This window comes from Candidatus Pantoea multigeneris (assembly GCF_011752615.1).
Taxonomy (GTDB): Bacteria; Pseudomonadota; Gammaproteobacteria; order Enterobacterales; family Enterobacteriaceae; genus Pantoea; species Pantoea multigeneris.
This window is the reverse complement of record NZ_VWXF01000004.1, coordinates 135,833-150,537: the sequence shown is the minus strand read 5'-3', so window position 1 is coordinate 150,537 and position 14,705 is coordinate 135,833. Positions and strand designations below refer to the sequence as shown.

19 protein-coding genes and 1 riboswitch are annotated in these 14,705 nt (G+C 54.4%); of the genes, 12 read left to right on the top strand and 7 right to left on the bottom strand.

Features of this window, described 5'->3' with window-relative positions:
* Positions 1 to 2: 2 nt before the first annotated feature.
* Positions 3 to 956, top strand: a complete 954-nt coding sequence (locus F3J40_RS11530) for a PDR/VanB family oxidoreductase (protein ID WP_167014739.1) — start codon at positions 3 to 5, stop codon at positions 954 to 956.
* Here F3J40_RS11530 and F3J40_RS11525 read toward each other — a convergent pair.
* Positions 953 to 1,558 carry a LysE family translocator gene (locus F3J40_RS11525; protein ID WP_167014737.1) on the bottom strand — a complete coding sequence of 202 codons (606 nt, stop codon included), beginning with the start codon at positions 1,556 to 1,558 and terminating at the stop codon, positions 953 to 955. The genes F3J40_RS11530 and F3J40_RS11525 overlap by 4 nt on opposite strands.
* Before the next feature lie 109 nt (positions 1,559 to 1,667).
* Here F3J40_RS11525 and F3J40_RS11520 point away from each other — a divergent pair, with 109 nt between their 5' ends.
* From F3J40_RS11520 to F3J40_RS11505, 4 genes are all read left to right on the top strand, one after another.
* Positions 1,668 to 2,570 carry a LysR substrate-binding domain-containing protein gene (locus F3J40_RS11520; RefSeq protein ID WP_167014735.1) on the top strand — a complete coding sequence of 301 codons (903 nt, stop codon included), beginning with the start codon at positions 1,668 to 1,670 and terminating at the stop codon, positions 2,568 to 2,570.
* Positions 2,571 to 2,636: 66 nt separating this feature from the next.
* Entirely contained in the window at positions 2,637 to 3,239 is a 603-nt protein-coding gene (locus tag F3J40_RS11515; protein ID WP_167014733.1) for a TetR/AcrR family transcriptional regulator, read from the top strand.
* A 54-nt stretch (positions 3,240 to 3,293) separates the two neighbouring features.
* Positions 3,294 to 4,223: an alpha/beta fold hydrolase gene (locus tag F3J40_RS11510; protein WP_167014731.1), complete on the top strand. Its 930-nt coding sequence runs from the start codon at positions 3,294 to 3,296 to the stop codon at positions 4,221 to 4,223.
* A 74-nt stretch (positions 4,224 to 4,297) separates the two neighbouring features.
* Entirely contained in the window at positions 4,298 to 4,636 is a 339-nt protein-coding gene (locus F3J40_RS11505; RefSeq protein WP_167014729.1) for a hypothetical protein, read from the top strand.
* A 42-nt stretch (positions 4,637 to 4,678) separates the two neighbouring features.
* Here F3J40_RS11505 and F3J40_RS11500 read toward each other — a convergent pair whose 3' ends face one another.
* The 4 genes from F3J40_RS11500 to F3J40_RS11485 are packed head-to-tail and all read right to left on the bottom strand — an operon-like array spanning position 4,679 to position 7,559.
* Positions 4,679 to 5,674, bottom strand: a complete 996-nt coding sequence (locus F3J40_RS11500; protein ID WP_167014727.1) for a ThiF family adenylyltransferase — start codon at positions 5,672 to 5,674, stop codon at positions 4,679 to 4,681.
* A complete protein-coding gene (locus F3J40_RS11495; RefSeq protein WP_167014725.1) occupies positions 5,671 to 6,432 on the bottom strand; it encodes a thiazole synthase in 762 nt (253 codons plus the stop codon). The genes F3J40_RS11500 and F3J40_RS11495 overlap by 4 nt, the downstream gene beginning before the upstream one ends.
* Before the next feature lie 3 nt (positions 6,433 to 6,435).
* A complete protein-coding gene (gene thiS, locus F3J40_RS11490; protein ID WP_017348278.1) occupies positions 6,436 to 6,633 on the bottom strand; it encodes a sulfur carrier protein ThiS in 198 nt (65 codons plus the stop codon).
* Positions 6,630 to 7,559 (bottom strand): FAD-dependent oxidoreductase, encoded by a 930-nt coding sequence (locus F3J40_RS11485; protein WP_167014723.1) that lies wholly within the window; start codon positions 7,557 to 7,559, stop codon positions 6,630 to 6,632. The genes thiS and F3J40_RS11485 overlap by 4 nt, the downstream gene beginning before the upstream one ends.
* 143 nt (positions 7,560 to 7,702) lie before the next feature.
* Positions 7,703 to 7,823, bottom strand: a riboswitch (TPP riboswitch).
* Positions 7,824 to 7,933: 110 nt separating this feature from the next.
* Between F3J40_RS11485 and F3J40_RS11480 the strand changes: the two genes are divergently transcribed.
* The 4 genes from F3J40_RS11480 (at position 7,934) to F3J40_RS11465 (ending at position 11,891) form a co-directional block, all read left to right on the top strand.
* Complete coding sequence (locus F3J40_RS11480; protein ID WP_167014721.1) at positions 7,934 to 8,836, top strand: LysR family transcriptional regulator; 903 nt, start codon at positions 7,934 to 7,936, stop codon at positions 8,834 to 8,836.
* A 98-nt stretch (positions 8,837 to 8,934) separates the two neighbouring features.
* Positions 8,935 to 10,794, top strand: a complete 1,860-nt coding sequence (locus tag F3J40_RS11475) for an FUSC family protein (RefSeq protein WP_167014719.1) — start codon at positions 8,935 to 8,937, stop codon at positions 10,792 to 10,794.
* Positions 10,784 to 10,978 carry a DUF1656 domain-containing protein gene (locus F3J40_RS11470; protein ID WP_017348274.1) on the top strand — a complete coding sequence of 65 codons (195 nt, stop codon included), beginning with the start codon at positions 10,784 to 10,786 and terminating at the stop codon, positions 10,976 to 10,978. The genes F3J40_RS11475 and F3J40_RS11470 overlap by 11 nt, the downstream gene beginning before the upstream one ends.
* On the top strand, positions 10,971 to 11,891 hold the full coding sequence (locus F3J40_RS11465) for an HlyD family secretion protein (RefSeq protein ID WP_167014717.1): 921 nt from the start codon (positions 10,971 to 10,973) through the stop codon (positions 11,889 to 11,891). The genes F3J40_RS11470 and F3J40_RS11465 overlap by 8 nt, the downstream gene beginning before the upstream one ends.
* Positions 11,892 to 12,029: 138 nt before the next feature.
* Here the strand turns inward: F3J40_RS11465 and F3J40_RS11460 are convergent, their stop codons facing one another.
* Positions 12,030 to 12,212 carry a DUF1289 domain-containing protein gene (locus F3J40_RS11460; RefSeq protein WP_167014715.1) on the bottom strand — a complete coding sequence of 61 codons (183 nt, stop codon included), beginning with the start codon at positions 12,210 to 12,212 and terminating at the stop codon, positions 12,030 to 12,032.
* Positions 12,213 to 12,224: 12 nt separating this feature from the next.
* Positions 12,225 to 13,319, bottom strand: a complete 1,095-nt coding sequence (locus F3J40_RS11455; RefSeq protein WP_167014713.1) for a nickel/cobalt efflux protein RcnA — start codon at positions 13,317 to 13,319, stop codon at positions 12,225 to 12,227.
* A gap of 102 nt (positions 13,320 to 13,421) precedes the next feature.
* On the opposite strand from F3J40_RS11455, the gene F3J40_RS11450 reads away from it, so the two are divergent.
* From F3J40_RS11450 to F3J40_RS11440, 3 genes are all read left to right on the top strand, one after another.
* The gene (locus F3J40_RS11450; RefSeq protein ID WP_017348270.1) at positions 13,422 to 13,697 is read left to right on the top strand and encodes a metal/formaldehyde-sensitive transcriptional repressor; all 276 of its coding nucleotides are present in this window, start codon (positions 13,422 to 13,424) and stop codon (positions 13,695 to 13,697) included.
* Positions 13,698 to 13,715: 18 nt separating this feature from the next.
* Complete coding sequence (locus tag F3J40_RS11445) at positions 13,716 to 14,066, top strand: DUF3147 family protein (RefSeq protein ID WP_167014711.1); 351 nt, start codon at positions 13,716 to 13,718, stop codon at positions 14,064 to 14,066.
* Positions 14,067 to 14,199: 133 nt separating this feature from the next.
* Positions 14,200 to 14,682, top strand: coding sequence for a heme-degrading domain-containing protein (locus F3J40_RS11440; protein ID WP_167014709.1), 483 nt, complete (start codon positions 14,200 to 14,202; stop codon positions 14,680 to 14,682).
* Positions 14,683 to 14,705: the final 23 nt, after the last annotated feature.

The following is a 14,705-nucleotide window of genomic DNA, read 5'->3' as shown; positions in this document are numbered from 1 at the left end:
ACATGCAGACATTACGCGTCAGAGTCGAGGGGATGTGGTGCCAGGGACGGCACAACCTCGCCGTCACATTAGCGTCTATTGATGGCGTTTCATTGCCTGCCTGGACTCCCGGTGCGCACATTGATGTGCACCTTGGGAATGGTATGGTGCGGCAATACTCTTTAACCGGCAGCGCGCGTGATGCGCAACACTATATGATTTGTGTTGCCAAAGAGTCAGCGTCTCGCGGAGGTTCACGCTTTATTCATGAAAAACTGCGCCCCGGTGATGAACTAAGCATTTCACCGCCACGTAACCTGTTTCCCCTGTTAGAAACACCCAAAACGATTTTACTGGCAGCCGGTATTGGGATTACGCCCCTGTATGCGATGGCCGACCAACTGCGTGCCAACGGACAACCGTGTGAATTGCACTATTACGTGCGGGAACGCCAGGATATTGCTTTTGCCGAGGCTTTACACCAGCACAACTGCACTTTCTGGTGTAGTAGTGAGGGCTATAGCCCACGACAACACAGTGTGGAATCGCTGATGCATCCACAGCCGCTCGCCCGGATTTATCTGTGCGGTCCGGCCGGTTTTATGGCACGTATGCAGGAGATTGCACTGGCGTACGGGTGGCAGCCAGAACAAATTTGCAGTGAAGCGTTTGCGCCAGTACCCTCCGTGGCTACGGCATCAGGGGATAATGTGTTTCATGTAATGCTGACATCCACGGGACAGCGCTGGCCGGTGCCTGCGGACAGCACCATCGCTCAGGTATTACAAGCCCAGGGCGTTGCCGTTCCGCTCTCCTGCGAGATGGGTCTCTGCGGGGCCTGTCTGACACCAGTGAAGCAGGGCGAGGTCGATCATCGCGACACAGTGCAGAGTGAAGCGGAAAAATGCGCATCACAGCAGATGATCGCACTGTGCTGCTCACGCAGTCATTCGCCGGAACTGGTGATTGACCTTTAAATCAATTCGCGCAGGTTGTATATCACGCCTGCCACCGCAATCAGCAGCAGGAATAGCGCACTTATCCGCGCCAGTAATGGGCTGCGACGTCCTGGCAGCCAACGTCGTACCAGTAAAATCAACAGTGAAAGAATGCCCAGATCCACCACCAGCCAGACCAATGTTAGCCAGATCAGACTGCGTGTCAGATCTGGCGTAATCGCAATGAACTGCGGGAAAAAGGCGGCAAAAAACAGAATATCTTTCGGATTTGCAATCGCGGTGAGAAACCCGCGTAACCAACCGCCCCGCAATCCCGGTTGCAACCCGGTGTCATCTGGCGCACTGCGCAATGCCGACCAGGCCATGGAACCAATATACAGCGATCCTACTGTTCCCAACACAGCCAGCCAGCGCCCTTCAAGTGCCACCACGCCAGCTAACGTCAGCGCCGCCAGGGCAATCAACACCAGCGAGGCCATATTCGTGCCAATGGCGGTGGCAAATGCACGGCGCGGACCCTGTGCTAATGCAGTGCCGGTGACCAGCGCCACCACCGGCCCTGGCGTTAACAGTAACAGCAACGTAGCGGTGAAATAAGCCAATAACAGAGCGATGTTCATTTAATGTTTCTCCCGAATATGGCCACGAAGTATTGACGATTCGGCTCGTATTGCAAAACGTAAAAAACTGACGTTCAATGTGATTAATACTCACAATGGATGATGGTTTATGTCTTTGCCTCCGCTGTACGCCCTGCGGGCTTTTGATGCCGCCGCACGCCTGGGTTCGTTTAGCCAGGCGGCACAACTGCTGCACCTTACGCCCGGGGCGATAAGCCGCCACGTCCGCACCCTGGAAGTGTGGTTCAACTGTACGTTATTCCATCGCCATGGCCCACGCGTGGTTTTGAGCGACGCGGGCCGCGCACTGGCGGCTGAACTGGCCGCTGGATTTGAACAACTGGAACGTGCCTGTGCGCATTTCCGGCAACAAAACGGCGAACTGCGACTGAAAGCCCCTTCCACGTTAACCATGCGTTGGTTATTACCGGCGCTACAATCCTTTAATGAGTTTGAATCAAGTTTCCGCGTCCAGTTAACCAGTGTCTGGATGGATAAAGACAGTATCGATTTTCATCGTGAGCCTTTTGACTGCGCCATTTTGTTAGGCAATGGGCAGTTTGGTGCAGAAACCCACGCACAGCGGCTGTTTGATGAGTGGTTAATTCCCCTCTGCGCGCCTGATTTCCCGCTAGCAGGACAGGATTACGATGTCATCCACCCTTCTCCCGATCGGCGTGACTGGCGGCGTTGGTTACAACGCAGCGGTATAACAGGTTCGCAACGCCTTAACCAAGGTAAGGTGTTTGATACCCTTGAACAGGGCAACATGGCCGCCATCAGTGGTCACGGTATTACCGTGGGCGATCTGCTGTTGAGTCAGTCGGCGCTTGAGTCCGGGCAGTTAGTCACTCCCTGGCCGCAGGCGGTAGCAACCGGAGACAGCTATTATCTGGTGTGGTCGCAGCGCTCCACGCGTTCAGCCAACATTGAACGCCTGAACGCGTTTTTACAGCAACGTGTGCCGCTATTGCCCACTTCGGGCGTGACACTTCTCCCGGAAAAAATATAACGCTTTCCAACGCCGACATTCTCAGGCACCATTTAGGTAACAATCACTTCCTAAATGGCGCTTGAAATGTCTCTTACCCCGCGACGTGAACGTGGACGGCCACGTGAGTTTGATCTCAATCAGGCATTAGACAACGCCATGCTGGTGTTCCGTCGTCAGGGATTTCACGGCGCTTCCATCACCGATCTCGGTGCTGCCATGCAGTTAACCGCGGGAAGCATCTACAAAGCCTTTGGCGATAAGCACGGGCTATTCTTGCAGGTCTTTGAGCGTTATCTCCAGCTACGTCACCAGGCTTTGCGACACGCCCTGGAAAATCAGCCTGACGGACGCAGTGCGATCAAACAACTCCTGCAATTTTACTTCGACTCCTCACGTGACTTACAAGGCCGCCTCGGCTGCATGGTGGTGAATAGTACCGTGGAGCAAAACCTGTTAGAGGAGCCATTGGCGCAACGCGTGCGTGAAATCGTGCTCAGCAACCGTACCCGGCTGGTGCAACTGATTGAACAGGGGCAACAAGATGGCTCAGTCAATCCCGATATACATGCCCAGGCGGGTGCAGAAATGCTGCTCTGTGTGTTATTTGGTATGCGCGTGGTGGCTAAGAACGACAATCTGCAACATGAAGAACAGAGTCTGGCACTGATCCTGAAGATGCTGGATTAAAAAATTTTCCCCATTTAGGAAGCGATCACTTCCTATATAAGATACGAGGTTACTATGCACCATCATTCAGTTCCAACAACACAACACGTTGTTGCAGGATTAGCCGATTTTTATCACCACTATGCTGTCGTTGATGGCGTTCGTCTCCACTATGTCGCGGGTGGCAACCCCGCAGGAGAAACACTAGTCTTGCTGGCCGGTTTTCCGCAAAGCTGGTTTGCATGGCGTGACGTGATGGCACGTTTAGCCGCCAGGTATTTCATCATCGCCCCTGACCTGCCGGGACAAGGGGATTCCGACTGTCCGCTGCAAGGTTACGATACCGAAGCTTTAGGGGATACCTTGCACGGGCTGCTGACACAGCTTGCCGTCTCACGTTATTTCCTGGCCGCGCATGATGTCGGCTCGTGGGTGGCTTTCCCCTATGCGCTACGCTTTGGTGAAGAACTCCAGGGGCTGGCTTTGCTGGATGCGGGGATACCCGGTGTGACGTTGCCCGACCAGCTTCCGGTCACACCCGATCGCGCATGGAAGACCTGGCACTTTGCCTTTCATACTCTGGCAGACTTACCTGAAATGCTGTTACAGGGGCGAGAAAGGCAATATCTGGAGTGGTTTCTGCAACGTAAAACGGCACGCGCAGATATCTTCACCCCGGCGGTCATCGATGAGTACCTGCGTACTTTAGTCCGCCCAGGCGGATTACGGGCCGGGTTAGCCTATTACCGTGCAGCCTCACTCTCTGCCAGCCAAAACCGGGAATGGATTGCGCAAAGCAAACTGACCGTTCCGCTATTGGCTGTTAGTGCCGATCAGGGGTCTATTCCTGACATGGCAGCCCCGCTGCGTCAGTACGCTACGCAGGTGGAAGGCATCAAGCTTTCCCAGTGCGGGCATTACATCCCGGAAGAACAGCCTGAAGCATTGTCTGCTGCGCTGGACGGTTTTTTCGCCGGTATTTGTAGCAGCGATGGACTTCATTAAAGATTTATTGACCTTTTGCAGGCATTTTTGCGCTACCCTGTGCCGCGTTTCTTCTATTTCAATCAGGTATTTTCATGACAAAGCGTAAAATGACGCTCACTGCTGCTCTGTTGGCTGCTGCTGCACTGGTAGCCTGGTGGCTGGTTCCGCACTACAGCAAAGAGGATGAGGCTTATTACGTTTCGGTGTTTTGTGCGATTCACCACGACGATAGCTCGCTATTTCTTAAGGATATGAACACGGTGATTGAGGGCGGGAACTCAGACTATGCACTGCAAAAGATTCATTTCATCCCATCGTTGGGCAAGAAGGTCGTAAACAGTTGGTCGAAACTCACCCCTGAGCAACAACTGAAGGCCAAAAACGATAATCCAGCTTGCCAGCAGTTAATGCACCAGCAGCTGGATCGATAATCTGTCACGTCGCGCCGCTATCACCTCTGCGGCGTGACGTTGTCACTCAATGCCACAAGCGCTATCAAGGCGATTTGCCGCCACAATGGCAAGCTGGCTAAAACCTCTTCTTTCCAGTGTCATTGCCGCTTGTGCTGCACGAATCCCGCTGGCGCACACGAAGACAATTCTCCGGTCGTGTGGCGGTTGCCACCCAGCCAAATCTCGCGGCAGAATACGTAAAACTTGCGCCTGAATACTTTGTGGCGCCTCCTGTTCACTGCGCAACTCAACAATACAATCGCCCTCCATTAACATCGAACTGTCAATAAATGGCACGCCGGGTTCCAGCGGTTCTTCTGCCTGATCAAAGCGGAATTTACGAAAATGCCAGTTAGCAAAGTCACAGTTAATCAGACTGCCCAGCGGAGAAGGCTGTAGCTCCAGCAGCACGCTGAGCGCCATTTGCGCCTGCATCGCACCCAGCGTGGCGACAGCCGGTCCCATGACACCGGCGGTATTGCAATTAGCGGCGGCGGCAGGCAGACGTGGGAACAGCGCCCGATAGCCAGGCGCACTGCCACAAAATCCCCCCACGTAACCCTGACGACCCAGTACCGAAGCACTGATCAAGGGGATACCCAACGCCTGACAGGCATCCGATAACGGATAGGTCACCGCAAAATTATCCGCAGCGTCCAGTGCGAGATCGATATCGACCAATGCCTCCGCCACATTGCCCGGCAGCAGCGGTTTGATCACCGCTTCAACCACTACGTCAGGATTCCTCTCTGCCACCGCGCGTTGCGCACAGAGCGCTTTTGGCTGGCCGATATCTGCCAGGGTGAATAAGTTTTGCCGGTGTAAATTATGCTCTTCAACGACATCGTTATCGTAGAGGCGAATAAAGCCCACCCCGGCACCCGCGAGCAGAGGTAACAGAGACGACCCGAGGCCACCCGCACCGACAATCAATATCCTTGCTTGTGCCAGCTTTTGCTGCCCGGCATCGCCGACTTCTTCCAGCATCACCTGACGCTGATAGCGTGCGTGGCTCATGACCCAAACTCCGCCAGACCGAATAATGGCGTTGAAGCCGCAGCCATATCCCGGCGTTCCATCAATCCCGCTTCATGTGCAGTCAAACCCGCCTGAACCGCCTGACCAAAGGCCGTCGCCATGGCGACAGGATCACGTGCTTTTGCGACTGCGGTGTTCAGCAGAATCGCATCAAATCCCATTTCCATTGCCTGTGCGGCCTGGCTGGGCGCGCCAATGCCCGCATCAATAATCAGCGGCACATGCTTAAACCAGTTTCGCATGGTGCGCAGGCCTTCGATGTTACGTAATCCCTGACCGGAACCGATGGGTGCGCCCCACGGCATCAACACTTCACAGCCCGCTTCCAGCAGTTTTTCCCCCAGAATCAAATCCTCTGTGGTGTAGGGGAAAACCTGGAAATCTTCGCGACACAGAATACGTGCGGCTTCGACCAGCGCGAACGGGTCGGGTTGCAGCGTATCGGCGTGACCAATCACCTCTAACTTGATCCAACGCGTGTTGAATACCTCTCGCGCCATATGCGCCGTCGTCACCGCGTCTTTGACGGTGTGGCATCCTGCGGTGTTAGGCAGCACCCGTTTATTGAGCTGCGTGAGCAGTTGGCGAAATGCTCCCCCACCTTCACCTTCACGCCGTAAGCTGACGGTGATGATATCTGACCCGGAAGCCTCCACCGCCTGCTGTAACACCGCGGGTGAAGGATAACCGGCAGTACCAAGCAGCAGACGTGACTGTGGTTGATAATCGTAGAACATGGCTCAACCTCCCTGCATCGGCGACAGCACTTCCAACTGCTGCCCCTCAGCCAGCGCAAAATCTGCGTAACGGCTGCGTGGGACAAACTCGCCGTTCACTGCGCTGGCAACACAGCTGGCATCAATATTTTGCTCCAGTAATAACGCCGCGAGCGTCATTGCGCCGGTTTCTACCGGTTGCCCATTCAGTTCAATTTTCACGCCAGATTCTCCTGGGATAATTTTTGCATTAATTGTTCAGCCATGATTGGCGCTAACAAAAAACCGTGACGGTACATGCCATTCACGTGGAAGACGCCATCTTCATAGCGTACCTGTGGCAGATTGCAGCGATAAGCCGGTCGTAGGCCGGTGTTGCTTTCAATCACACGCGCTTCTGCCAATGCGGGATGTAACGTATACGCCGCACTCAGTAACTCCATCATCGCGCGTGCACTGATAACACTGTTGTCATCACTTTCGACCATGGTCGCTCCCAGCATGAATCGCCCCCCTTCTCGCGGGACCAGATAACAGGGGAAACGGGGATGCAACAGGCGAACAGGACGGGAGAAGGACACTTCACTGGACTGCAGGATAATCATTTCACCGCGCACCGCGCGCAATTCTGGCTGGGCCTGACGGGCATGAATACCACGGCAGTCAATCACCCTGCCGGTAGCAGGTCCGCTGTGGAAATTCACGCCTGAAGCAATCAGTTTTTCACGTAGCGTAGTCAGAGCAATGCGAGGATCAAGATGGGCTTCACCGGCAAAGAACAGTCCGCGACTGAAGCGTTTTTCCAGAGCAGGCTCCAGCGTTTCTGGATCAACCCACTGATGCTCACGCGTCATAGCAGCGAAGCGGTCCAGCTCGCGCGCATCGCGGGGTGGAGCCACTACCAGCGTCCCCTGATGTTGAACACCGGGGATCCGGTCAGCCCACCAGGCGGCACTGTGTTGCCCCCACACAATCACTTCTTCAGGCGCGCTTTCCGCTTCGCACCAGGGGGCCAGCATGCCGCCCGCACACCAGGAGGCGGGCTGATGATCGCTGGTGATCACTTCCAGCTTTTCTCCGCGTTCCGCCAACAACGTGGCGACACAAAGCGCGCTTACGCCATTGCCCAAGATTGACCAGTGGCTCATGGCAACACCTCTGGCTGTAAGGTCTGAAAATGTCGGGAATTTTTCACCGTGGCCTCATGATAAAACAGCTGTGAGACCCGTGATACATCGTGGAATAAGCGAGAGAAGTGGCATGGCGTGGAGGCGCGTGCAGCAGTACAAACGGCGCAAAATGCCTGTCTTCCTCCGCCAGTATCAACTGGGTCAGGTTCTAAGGGTCGCTGAACCGCGCAGATGCGCTACCAGCCTCTCAGTCTCTTGGGCGAGACTCCCCTGACGCCCCTAGTTGTAGTGTAAGCGGTGCTGCGCCGTCAAGAATTTTCCCGCAAACCCTACCCTGTGTTGAACACAGGGTATACTCTGCTCCATTGTGCTAAACGCAAAGAACCTGCCCTATGAAAATGCCTGACCTGAATTTACTTATCGCGCTGGATATCTTACTGGAGGAAGGCAGCGTGGTGGGTGCTGCCCGTAAAATGAATCTCAGCCCGGCGGCGATGAGTCGCACCCTGGGCCGGATCAGGGAAACCCTGAAAGATCCCATTTTGGTGCCCGCAGGCCGCAAACTAGTGCCAACACCGCGCGCATTAGCGCTACGCGAAGAAGTCAGACTGGCAGTGAGTCAGGTCAAACACTTGCTGACCCCGGACAGCGCGATTGATGTGAGCTTACTGGCACGCCGTTTTAACGTGCGGGCGAATGATGTTTTTGTCGGGCTCTATTCCGGCCGCCTGCTGGAGAAAATGGCGCTGGAGATGCCGCTGGCATCACTCTATTTTTCCGCCGAAGAAGATAATGTCGATGGTGACGTACTCCGTCGGGGAAATGTTGATTTGTACATCAGCGCTTCACGCCCCCTGGGCGCGGAAATCCGCGTTCAACCCCTGTTTACCACTTCCTTTGTCGGCATTGCCCGTGAAGGTCATCCCATCTTCGATAATCCTATTAGCATGGAAAGTCTCACCCAGTGGGAACACATTGGCGTGTCCAGACGTGGAAAATTCTCCGGCCCCATTGACGATGCATTAGCGGAAGCAGGCTTGCAGCGCAAAGTCGCTCTCGTCGTCTCCACGCCCTTTACCGCGCTATTTGCTTTGCAGGATTCAGATCTGCTGTTGCCGCTGCCTGAACATCTGGCCCGTCACGCGCAGGCAGCAGGTTTACGTATTCGGTTATTTCAACTGCCGATTGCGTTGCAAACGGTGCTGTTTACGCAAGCCTGGCACCCCCGCTTTCAGCAGGACCCGGCGCACCAGTGGCTCAGACGCACCATCCACAGTTTATGCAATATCGATTGAGCCGTGCGTTTAACGCAATCATCAATTCCAATCATGTCACTTTCCATCATGGATAACGCTGCCTAAAGTACCGCTGCACACACTTTAGAGACAGCAAAATGAGTGATACCCCCTTATCCCTACGTCTGGTGCGACGGCTCAGCGCACTGGATATCACCACGGCACACAGCACCTACTTATTCCGATCGCTGCTGGCTGCCTGGCTGGCGCTGGTGACAGCCTATCAGCTACAACTCGAATCCCCGTGGTCAGCCGCCTCTACCGTACTGCTGGTGATTAATCCCATTCAGGGCGCGGTTATCGGTAAAGGCAGTTGGCGTATTCTCGGCACACTTTTAGGAATGGTCGTGTCGGTGTTGCTGTTGGCATTTTTTGCCCAACAACCCTGGTTCTTTTTAACTGGCTTCAGCCTGTGGCTGGGTTTTGCCGTCGCTGGAATGACCCTACTGCGGCACTTCCGGGCCTCTGGCATGGTGGTTGCCGGATATACCGTGGGTCTTGCCACTTACGGTGCGTTGCAGCATCCCGAGTTAACCTTTGAGCAAGTGATCGCACGCGGTTCAACCGTGGTGGTCGGTGTCGTTTCTCTCGGCATTGTCACCGCCTTATTCAGCCGCCGTAGCATTACTGCGAAGGTGGACAAACAGCTAGCCCATCTGACACAAGCGTGTTTTGAGGCGATCAGCCTCTCCTCCACTGAAGAGTTTTCGTCCCGCCGTCGCCATTTGCTGGCAGATCTCTATGCTATGGATGACCTCCTCGCCGTTGGCAAAGCCGAATCTGCGGTTCTCGCAGCCAGGGCAAGGGCCCTACGCTACTGGGTCTCCTCTCTGTCGGCGGCACTGACGGCACCTGCAAGCCAGGCGCACGACTGGGCACAGATCCATCAGTTAATTTGTCAGGGAAATCATGGACTGGTATCAGCCCTGCATCGGTTAAAACCCGGCCGGGATCACCATCAGGATGCACAGTCATACGCTTGCTATCAGGCTTTACGCTGTCTGGCGCACGATAAAAAGTTACAGCGTCACAGAATCGTACCGGCAATCAGTTTTCATCGTGATAGCAGAATGGCGATGATTAACGGGAGTCGTGCCGCATTGACCCTATTTTGTGGGGGTGCGGTGTGGTTACTCAGCGGCTGGAGCAATGGCGATACCATGCTGTTGATCCTGGCGCCCTACTGTTCTTTGTTGGCACTTTCGCCGGCACCCGCCATCGGGGCAAAAGGCTTTGTGAAAGGGACGCTATATGCGATCCCTCTTGCTGCGGTGTGTGCTTTCGCTATCCTGCCCGCCATTCATGATCTCCCGTTACTGCTGCTGGTGCTTGGGCTGTTCTGGACGCCGGGTATTTTAGCGACCACCCAACCCCGCAATATGTTGGCCGGACTCGGTTATCTGGTGGGATTCAATACGCTAGTCGCGGCGGGCAATCCGATGCAGTTTGATGGTAACGACTTTCTGAACCAGTCCGTCGCCTGGCTGCTGGCAAGCTGTTTTACCCTGCTCAGCTTTCGCGTGCTGTGGCCGCCTAACGCTCCACGCCAACTGGCGCGATTGCTGCGAACGATACAGGCAGCCGCTCTGCAGCCAGGTCATTCGCCACGTCATCTCTGGCGCCAACAACATCGCCTTGCGTTACTGGCTGCAATGACTCGCGCACATCCGGATGTCAGTCATCCCGTGGACGGTAGCCTACCGCTGCTGCAACAACAGCAGCTGATCCTGCAATTACAGCAGCATATCCGGGATGATCATCGTCACAGCATTACCCTCCAACGGGCATTAAAGCGTATGCGACAAAGGCATCACCAGCCAGTGCGAGCCGCGCAACCGCTACGCCATGCTGCATGGTTAATCCGTCGTCAGGATAACCCCCATGACCACGCGTTGATCGCACAACTCAATCTGCTGGCGAAATTACTGACTGACCAAGGAGATAAAAATGCTAAGTGAAGTCGCGGTGGCAGGTGCATTGCTTCCCCCACTGTTTGTTTATGTCTTATTCACAATGCCGCTGTTTTTGCTCTTGCGCTGGCTGCTGGTACGCAGTGGTGTGCTGGCGCGCATCTGGCATCCCGGGCTGTTTGAGTTTTCCCTTTCCCTTTCACTTTTGGCGTTGATGGTGTTGTATGTTTGATCGCTTTTCCTTTATTAAACCGTGGATTAAAGTCATTTTTACTCTGCTGTGCGCTGCGTTTGCGGTAGCGCTAGTGATACAGCTGTGGCAAGTCTATATGCTGGCTCCCTGGACCCGCGATGGCCGAGTGAGTGTTCAGGTCGTGCGAAGTGCACCTGATGTTTCAGGCCCAGTTGCTCGCATCAATGTTGTAGATAACCAATATGTGCATCGCGGTGATGTGCTTTATCAAATCGACGCGGAGCGCTTTAGCCTGGCGGTCGCTCAGGCGGAGAGCGAACTCATGGCCGCACGCGCCACGTTGCAGCAAAAAGCAGCAGAAGCACAACGCCGCCGTCAGATGAAAAATCTCATGGCCGTCGAGGAAGTACAGCAAGCTGATGCCGCTTTGACACTTGCGCAGGCCGCCGTACAACAGGCGCGGGTGACGCTTGATACTGCCAGGCTCAATCTGCAGCGCACCACGCAACGTGCGACTGTTGATGGCTACGTCACCCATTTACGTCTGCAGCCAGGAGATTACGCCGTGGCAGGCGAAGCCAATGTGGCTTTGGTCGATGCCCACAGTTTCTGGATCACAGGATATTTTGAAGAGACGCGTCTGCATGGCATTCACATTGGCGATCGCGCTGAAATCCGACTGATGGGCTATCAACAGCCTCTGCTCGGCCATGTCGTGAGCATTGGGCGCGGCATCACCGATCAAAACGAGCAATCAGGATCATTGGGCCTTGCCAGCGTTGAACCGAGCTTTACCTGGGTGCGATTGGCTCAGCGCATCCCGGTGCATATCGCGATTGATCATGTCCCGCCAACAGCGGTTCTGGTGGCAGGAATGAGCAGCAGTATTGCAATTAAAGCACCAGGGCAACCCCATGGCACCCTGCTGGCATTGATCCAAAAGCTGAATTAATTTTCCCTGCCGACGTCGAGTTCGTTCATCGAAGGCGGGCAAGGGAAATGTTGGCGATTTCAGGCTGAAATCCTGTTGTAACAATCAGATAGCACTGCGTAGCTTTGGTATACGCAGTGCTGCCTGGTGGGTATCACATTACGCTTCCGTTTTACTCACTGCTTTGATGCGTGCCGCCAGTGCGCGCTCAATGGTCTGGCGATGATAGGGTGACATTTTGCGCCACTCTTGCGCTTCTTTGCGCGTGCGGCCGCAGCCTCGGCACCAGCCAGTTTTACCCTCAAACAGGCATAAATCCGTACAGGGGGATTTTACCGCCATCTTTGACTCCTTTTAAATTAAACCATGAAGGCCGTGCCAGCCCATATAGAGACCCACCAGGGCGATTAATCCACTGGATAAATAGGGTGCTCTGCGCGCCAGTTGTTCAAACCCACTCCAGCGGCGGCTGACGTGGCGCACACTCAGTGCGGCGCCCACACCCACCGTGACCAGCGTTAACGCCAGACCTACGCTAAAACAGATCACTAAAGCTGCCCCGAGGCTGAACTGTTTAACCTGAATACAGAGCAGCAGTACGGTAATTGCTGCCGGACAAGGGATTAAACCGCCCGTGAGACCAAACAGTAAGATCTGCCCGTTGGTGACCTCACGGCCATCGAAACGACGGCGAATATCATCAGCATGAGCGCGTTCATGTGCATCCTGATACTCTGCCGATCCCTGTTCCAGATCTGCCAGCTCTGAATGATGATGTTCATGAAAATGCAGATCGTAGCGATGTTGGTGATCCCCATGCCCCAGCATCAGCGTGACGTTAAATTCATGCGGCTCGGGAATAACATCCCTGGACCTGATCTGATCGGCCAAAACGTGAAAAGTAAACTGCTGACTGCTGCCATCAGGTCTCCGGGTTTCTAACTGAATGCTCTCTGCCTGCCACTGGTGTCCGGAAACTGGCGTGAAGACCCAATACGCAGGTCCGGCGGACTCATCAATAGCCAGTTGCACTTTTCCATGTCCAGTATCAATCAGCAGGCTCTCATCATGCTGATGCGGCTCCCGACCCTGGTGCCATTCCCTTGCCTCAGACCAGGTTCTCCACCCCATCCAGATTGCAGTAACCAGAATAATGACGCCAGAGATCGTCTGGAGCCAGGGTTCAGCAGCCTGCGCGGTGAAATGATGGCTGATTGTCATTCCGCCCAACGCAATCAGCCACACCACCATGGTGTGCGACACTGTTGCGGCAAGACCCAACAGCACGGCCTGTTTTACCGAGCCGCGGATAGCCACAATGAAAGCGGCCATCATCGTTTTTGAATGCCCCGGCTCCAGCCCATGCAGAGCGCCAAGCAACACTGCGCTGGGAATAAACAGCCAGGCACTGGTGACTCCCTGACTGAGCAGAGCAGTAAAATCTGTCATAAAAAGATCCGTGTCGTGATAAGTTGAAGACGGCATTGCAGTGCCGTAAAATGAAAACACGCATACTATACCCCAGTATAGGTATTGATCAACGGAGAAGTTATGGCGCATACGCTAAAACACCAAAAGAGCCTGTTAACCCGCGTTCGGCGCATTAAAGGCCAGGCAACCTCACTTGAAGCGGCGCTGGAATCAGGCGAAGACTGTTTGAAAGTACTGCAGCAAGTGGCTGCCGTCCGAGGGGCGGTGAATGGCCTGATGAGCGAATTACTTGAAGGCCACATTCGGGAACATCTGATGAATGAGTCGGCATCTGCCGAGGACCGTGCTCAGGATATGGAAGACATCGTGGCGGTTATCCGTTCCTATCTCAAATAAAGTCGTCACGGGGAACACATGCTCTGGATAATCAGCAAATACGCTATCACGGCGGCTATGGTGGTACTGATTTCTGAGGTGGCAAAGCGCAGTGACCGGTTAGGGGGGTTGATCGCAGCACTGCCCCTCGTCACAGTGCTGGTTTTAATCTGGATGAAACTGGAAGGACAGAGTCAGGCCAAAGTTGCCAACCATGCCTGGTACACCTTCTGGTATGTCGTGCCTACCTTGCCGATGTTCGTCGCCTTTCCGTTTCTCTATCAGCGATTGGGTTTTTGGCTGACATTACTGGCCTGCTGCGCAATGACGATTGTGCTGTTTGCTCTCTGGGCGCTGTTCCTGCGCCGTTTTGGCATTGAATTGATGTAGTGGATCACATGCTGTGCCGGATCAACATTGCGGAATGTGATCCGGCGCAGCTTTCCTGTGCGCAGACCCGATGCGAAAGATAATTTTTATTGTTATCTTTAAATGGAAAATAAATTTCAAAAAGGACAAAAAGATGAGCGCGATCCCTTCCGCAGAACAGATCATTCAACAGGAACGAGAAGCCCGGCTACCCCGCTTTGATTTTAGCCTCGCATGGACCATTGGACAGGCGATTCAGCAACAAGCCAACGCGAAAAAATACCCGGTTGCCGTTGAAGTTTACGCCTTTGGACAAACCGTGTTTCTGTCAGCACTGCCTGGCTCAGCACCGGAAAATATATTCTGGTTAACAAGAAAACGAAACACAGTGTTGTTTACGGGACATGCCTCAATGTACGTTGGCCTGGTGAATGAACAAAACGGCAAACGCATGGAGCAACAAAACTGGATGGATCCAGCGCAGTACACCGATCACGGTGGCTCCTTCCCACTGATCAATCAGGATGGCGTTGTTTTTGGTGCTGTCAGCGTCAGCGGCCTTCCATCGGAAGACGATCACGCCCTGGCTCTGTGGGGCATTCAGCAACTCCAGCAACAGCTGTCACAAGCGGATTAATGGATTTCACTCCAAATTGACGG

Coding starts and splice junctions, on each gene's coding strand:
- F3J40_RS11450 (WP_017348270.1), top strand. CDS start 13,422: ATGGCGCATACGCTAAAACACCAAAAGAGCCTGTTAACCCGCGTTCGG.
- F3J40_RS11510 (WP_167014731.1), top strand. CDS start 3,294: ATGCACCATCATTCAGTTCCAACAACACAACACGTTGTTGCAGGATTA.
- F3J40_RS11500 (WP_167014727.1), bottom strand. CDS start 5,674: ATGAGCCACGCACGCTATCAGCGTCAGGTGATGCTGGAAGAAGTCGGC.
- F3J40_RS11520 (WP_167014735.1), top strand. CDS start 1,668: ATGTCTTTGCCTCCGCTGTACGCCCTGCGGGCTTTTGATGCCGCCGCA.
- F3J40_RS11495 (WP_167014725.1), bottom strand. CDS start 6,432: ATGTTCTACGATTATCAACCACAGTCACGTCTGCTGCTTGGTACTGCC.
- F3J40_RS11515 (WP_167014733.1), top strand. CDS start 2,637: ATGTCTCTTACCCCGCGACGTGAACGTGGACGGCCACGTGAGTTTGAT.
- F3J40_RS11470 (WP_017348274.1), top strand. CDS start 10,784: ATGCTAAGTGAAGTCGCGGTGGCAGGTGCATTGCTTCCCCCACTGTTT.
- F3J40_RS11465 (WP_167014717.1), top strand. CDS start 10,971: ATGTTTGATCGCTTTTCCTTTATTAAACCGTGGATTAAAGTCATTTTT.
- F3J40_RS11440 (WP_167014709.1), top strand. CDS start 14,200: ATGAGCGCGATCCCTTCCGCAGAACAGATCATTCAACAGGAACGAGAA.
- F3J40_RS11525 (WP_167014737.1), bottom strand. CDS start 1,558: ATGAACATCGCTCTGTTATTGGCTTATTTCACCGCTACGTTGCTGTTA.
- F3J40_RS11480 (WP_167014721.1), top strand. CDS start 7,934: ATGAAAATGCCTGACCTGAATTTACTTATCGCGCTGGATATCTTACTG.
- F3J40_RS11460 (WP_167014715.1), bottom strand. CDS start 12,212: ATGGCGGTAAAATCCCCCTGTACGGATTTATGCCTGTTTGAGGGTAAA.
- F3J40_RS11505 (WP_167014729.1), top strand. CDS start 4,298: ATGACAAAGCGTAAAATGACGCTCACTGCTGCTCTGTTGGCTGCTGCT.
- F3J40_RS11475 (WP_167014719.1), top strand. CDS start 8,935: ATGAGTGATACCCCCTTATCCCTACGTCTGGTGCGACGGCTCAGCGCA.
- F3J40_RS11530 (WP_167014739.1), top strand. CDS start 3: ATGCAGACATTACGCGTCAGAGTCGAGGGGATGTGGTGCCAGGGACGG.
- F3J40_RS11455 (WP_167014713.1), bottom strand. CDS start 13,319: ATGACAGATTTTACTGCTCTGCTCAGTCAGGGAGTCACCAGTGCCTGG.
- F3J40_RS11485 (WP_167014723.1), bottom strand. CDS start 7,559: ATGAGCCACTGGTCAATCTTGGGCAATGGCGTAAGCGCGCTTTGTGTC.
- F3J40_RS11445 (WP_167014711.1), top strand. CDS start 13,716: ATGCTCTGGATAATCAGCAAATACGCTATCACGGCGGCTATGGTGGTA.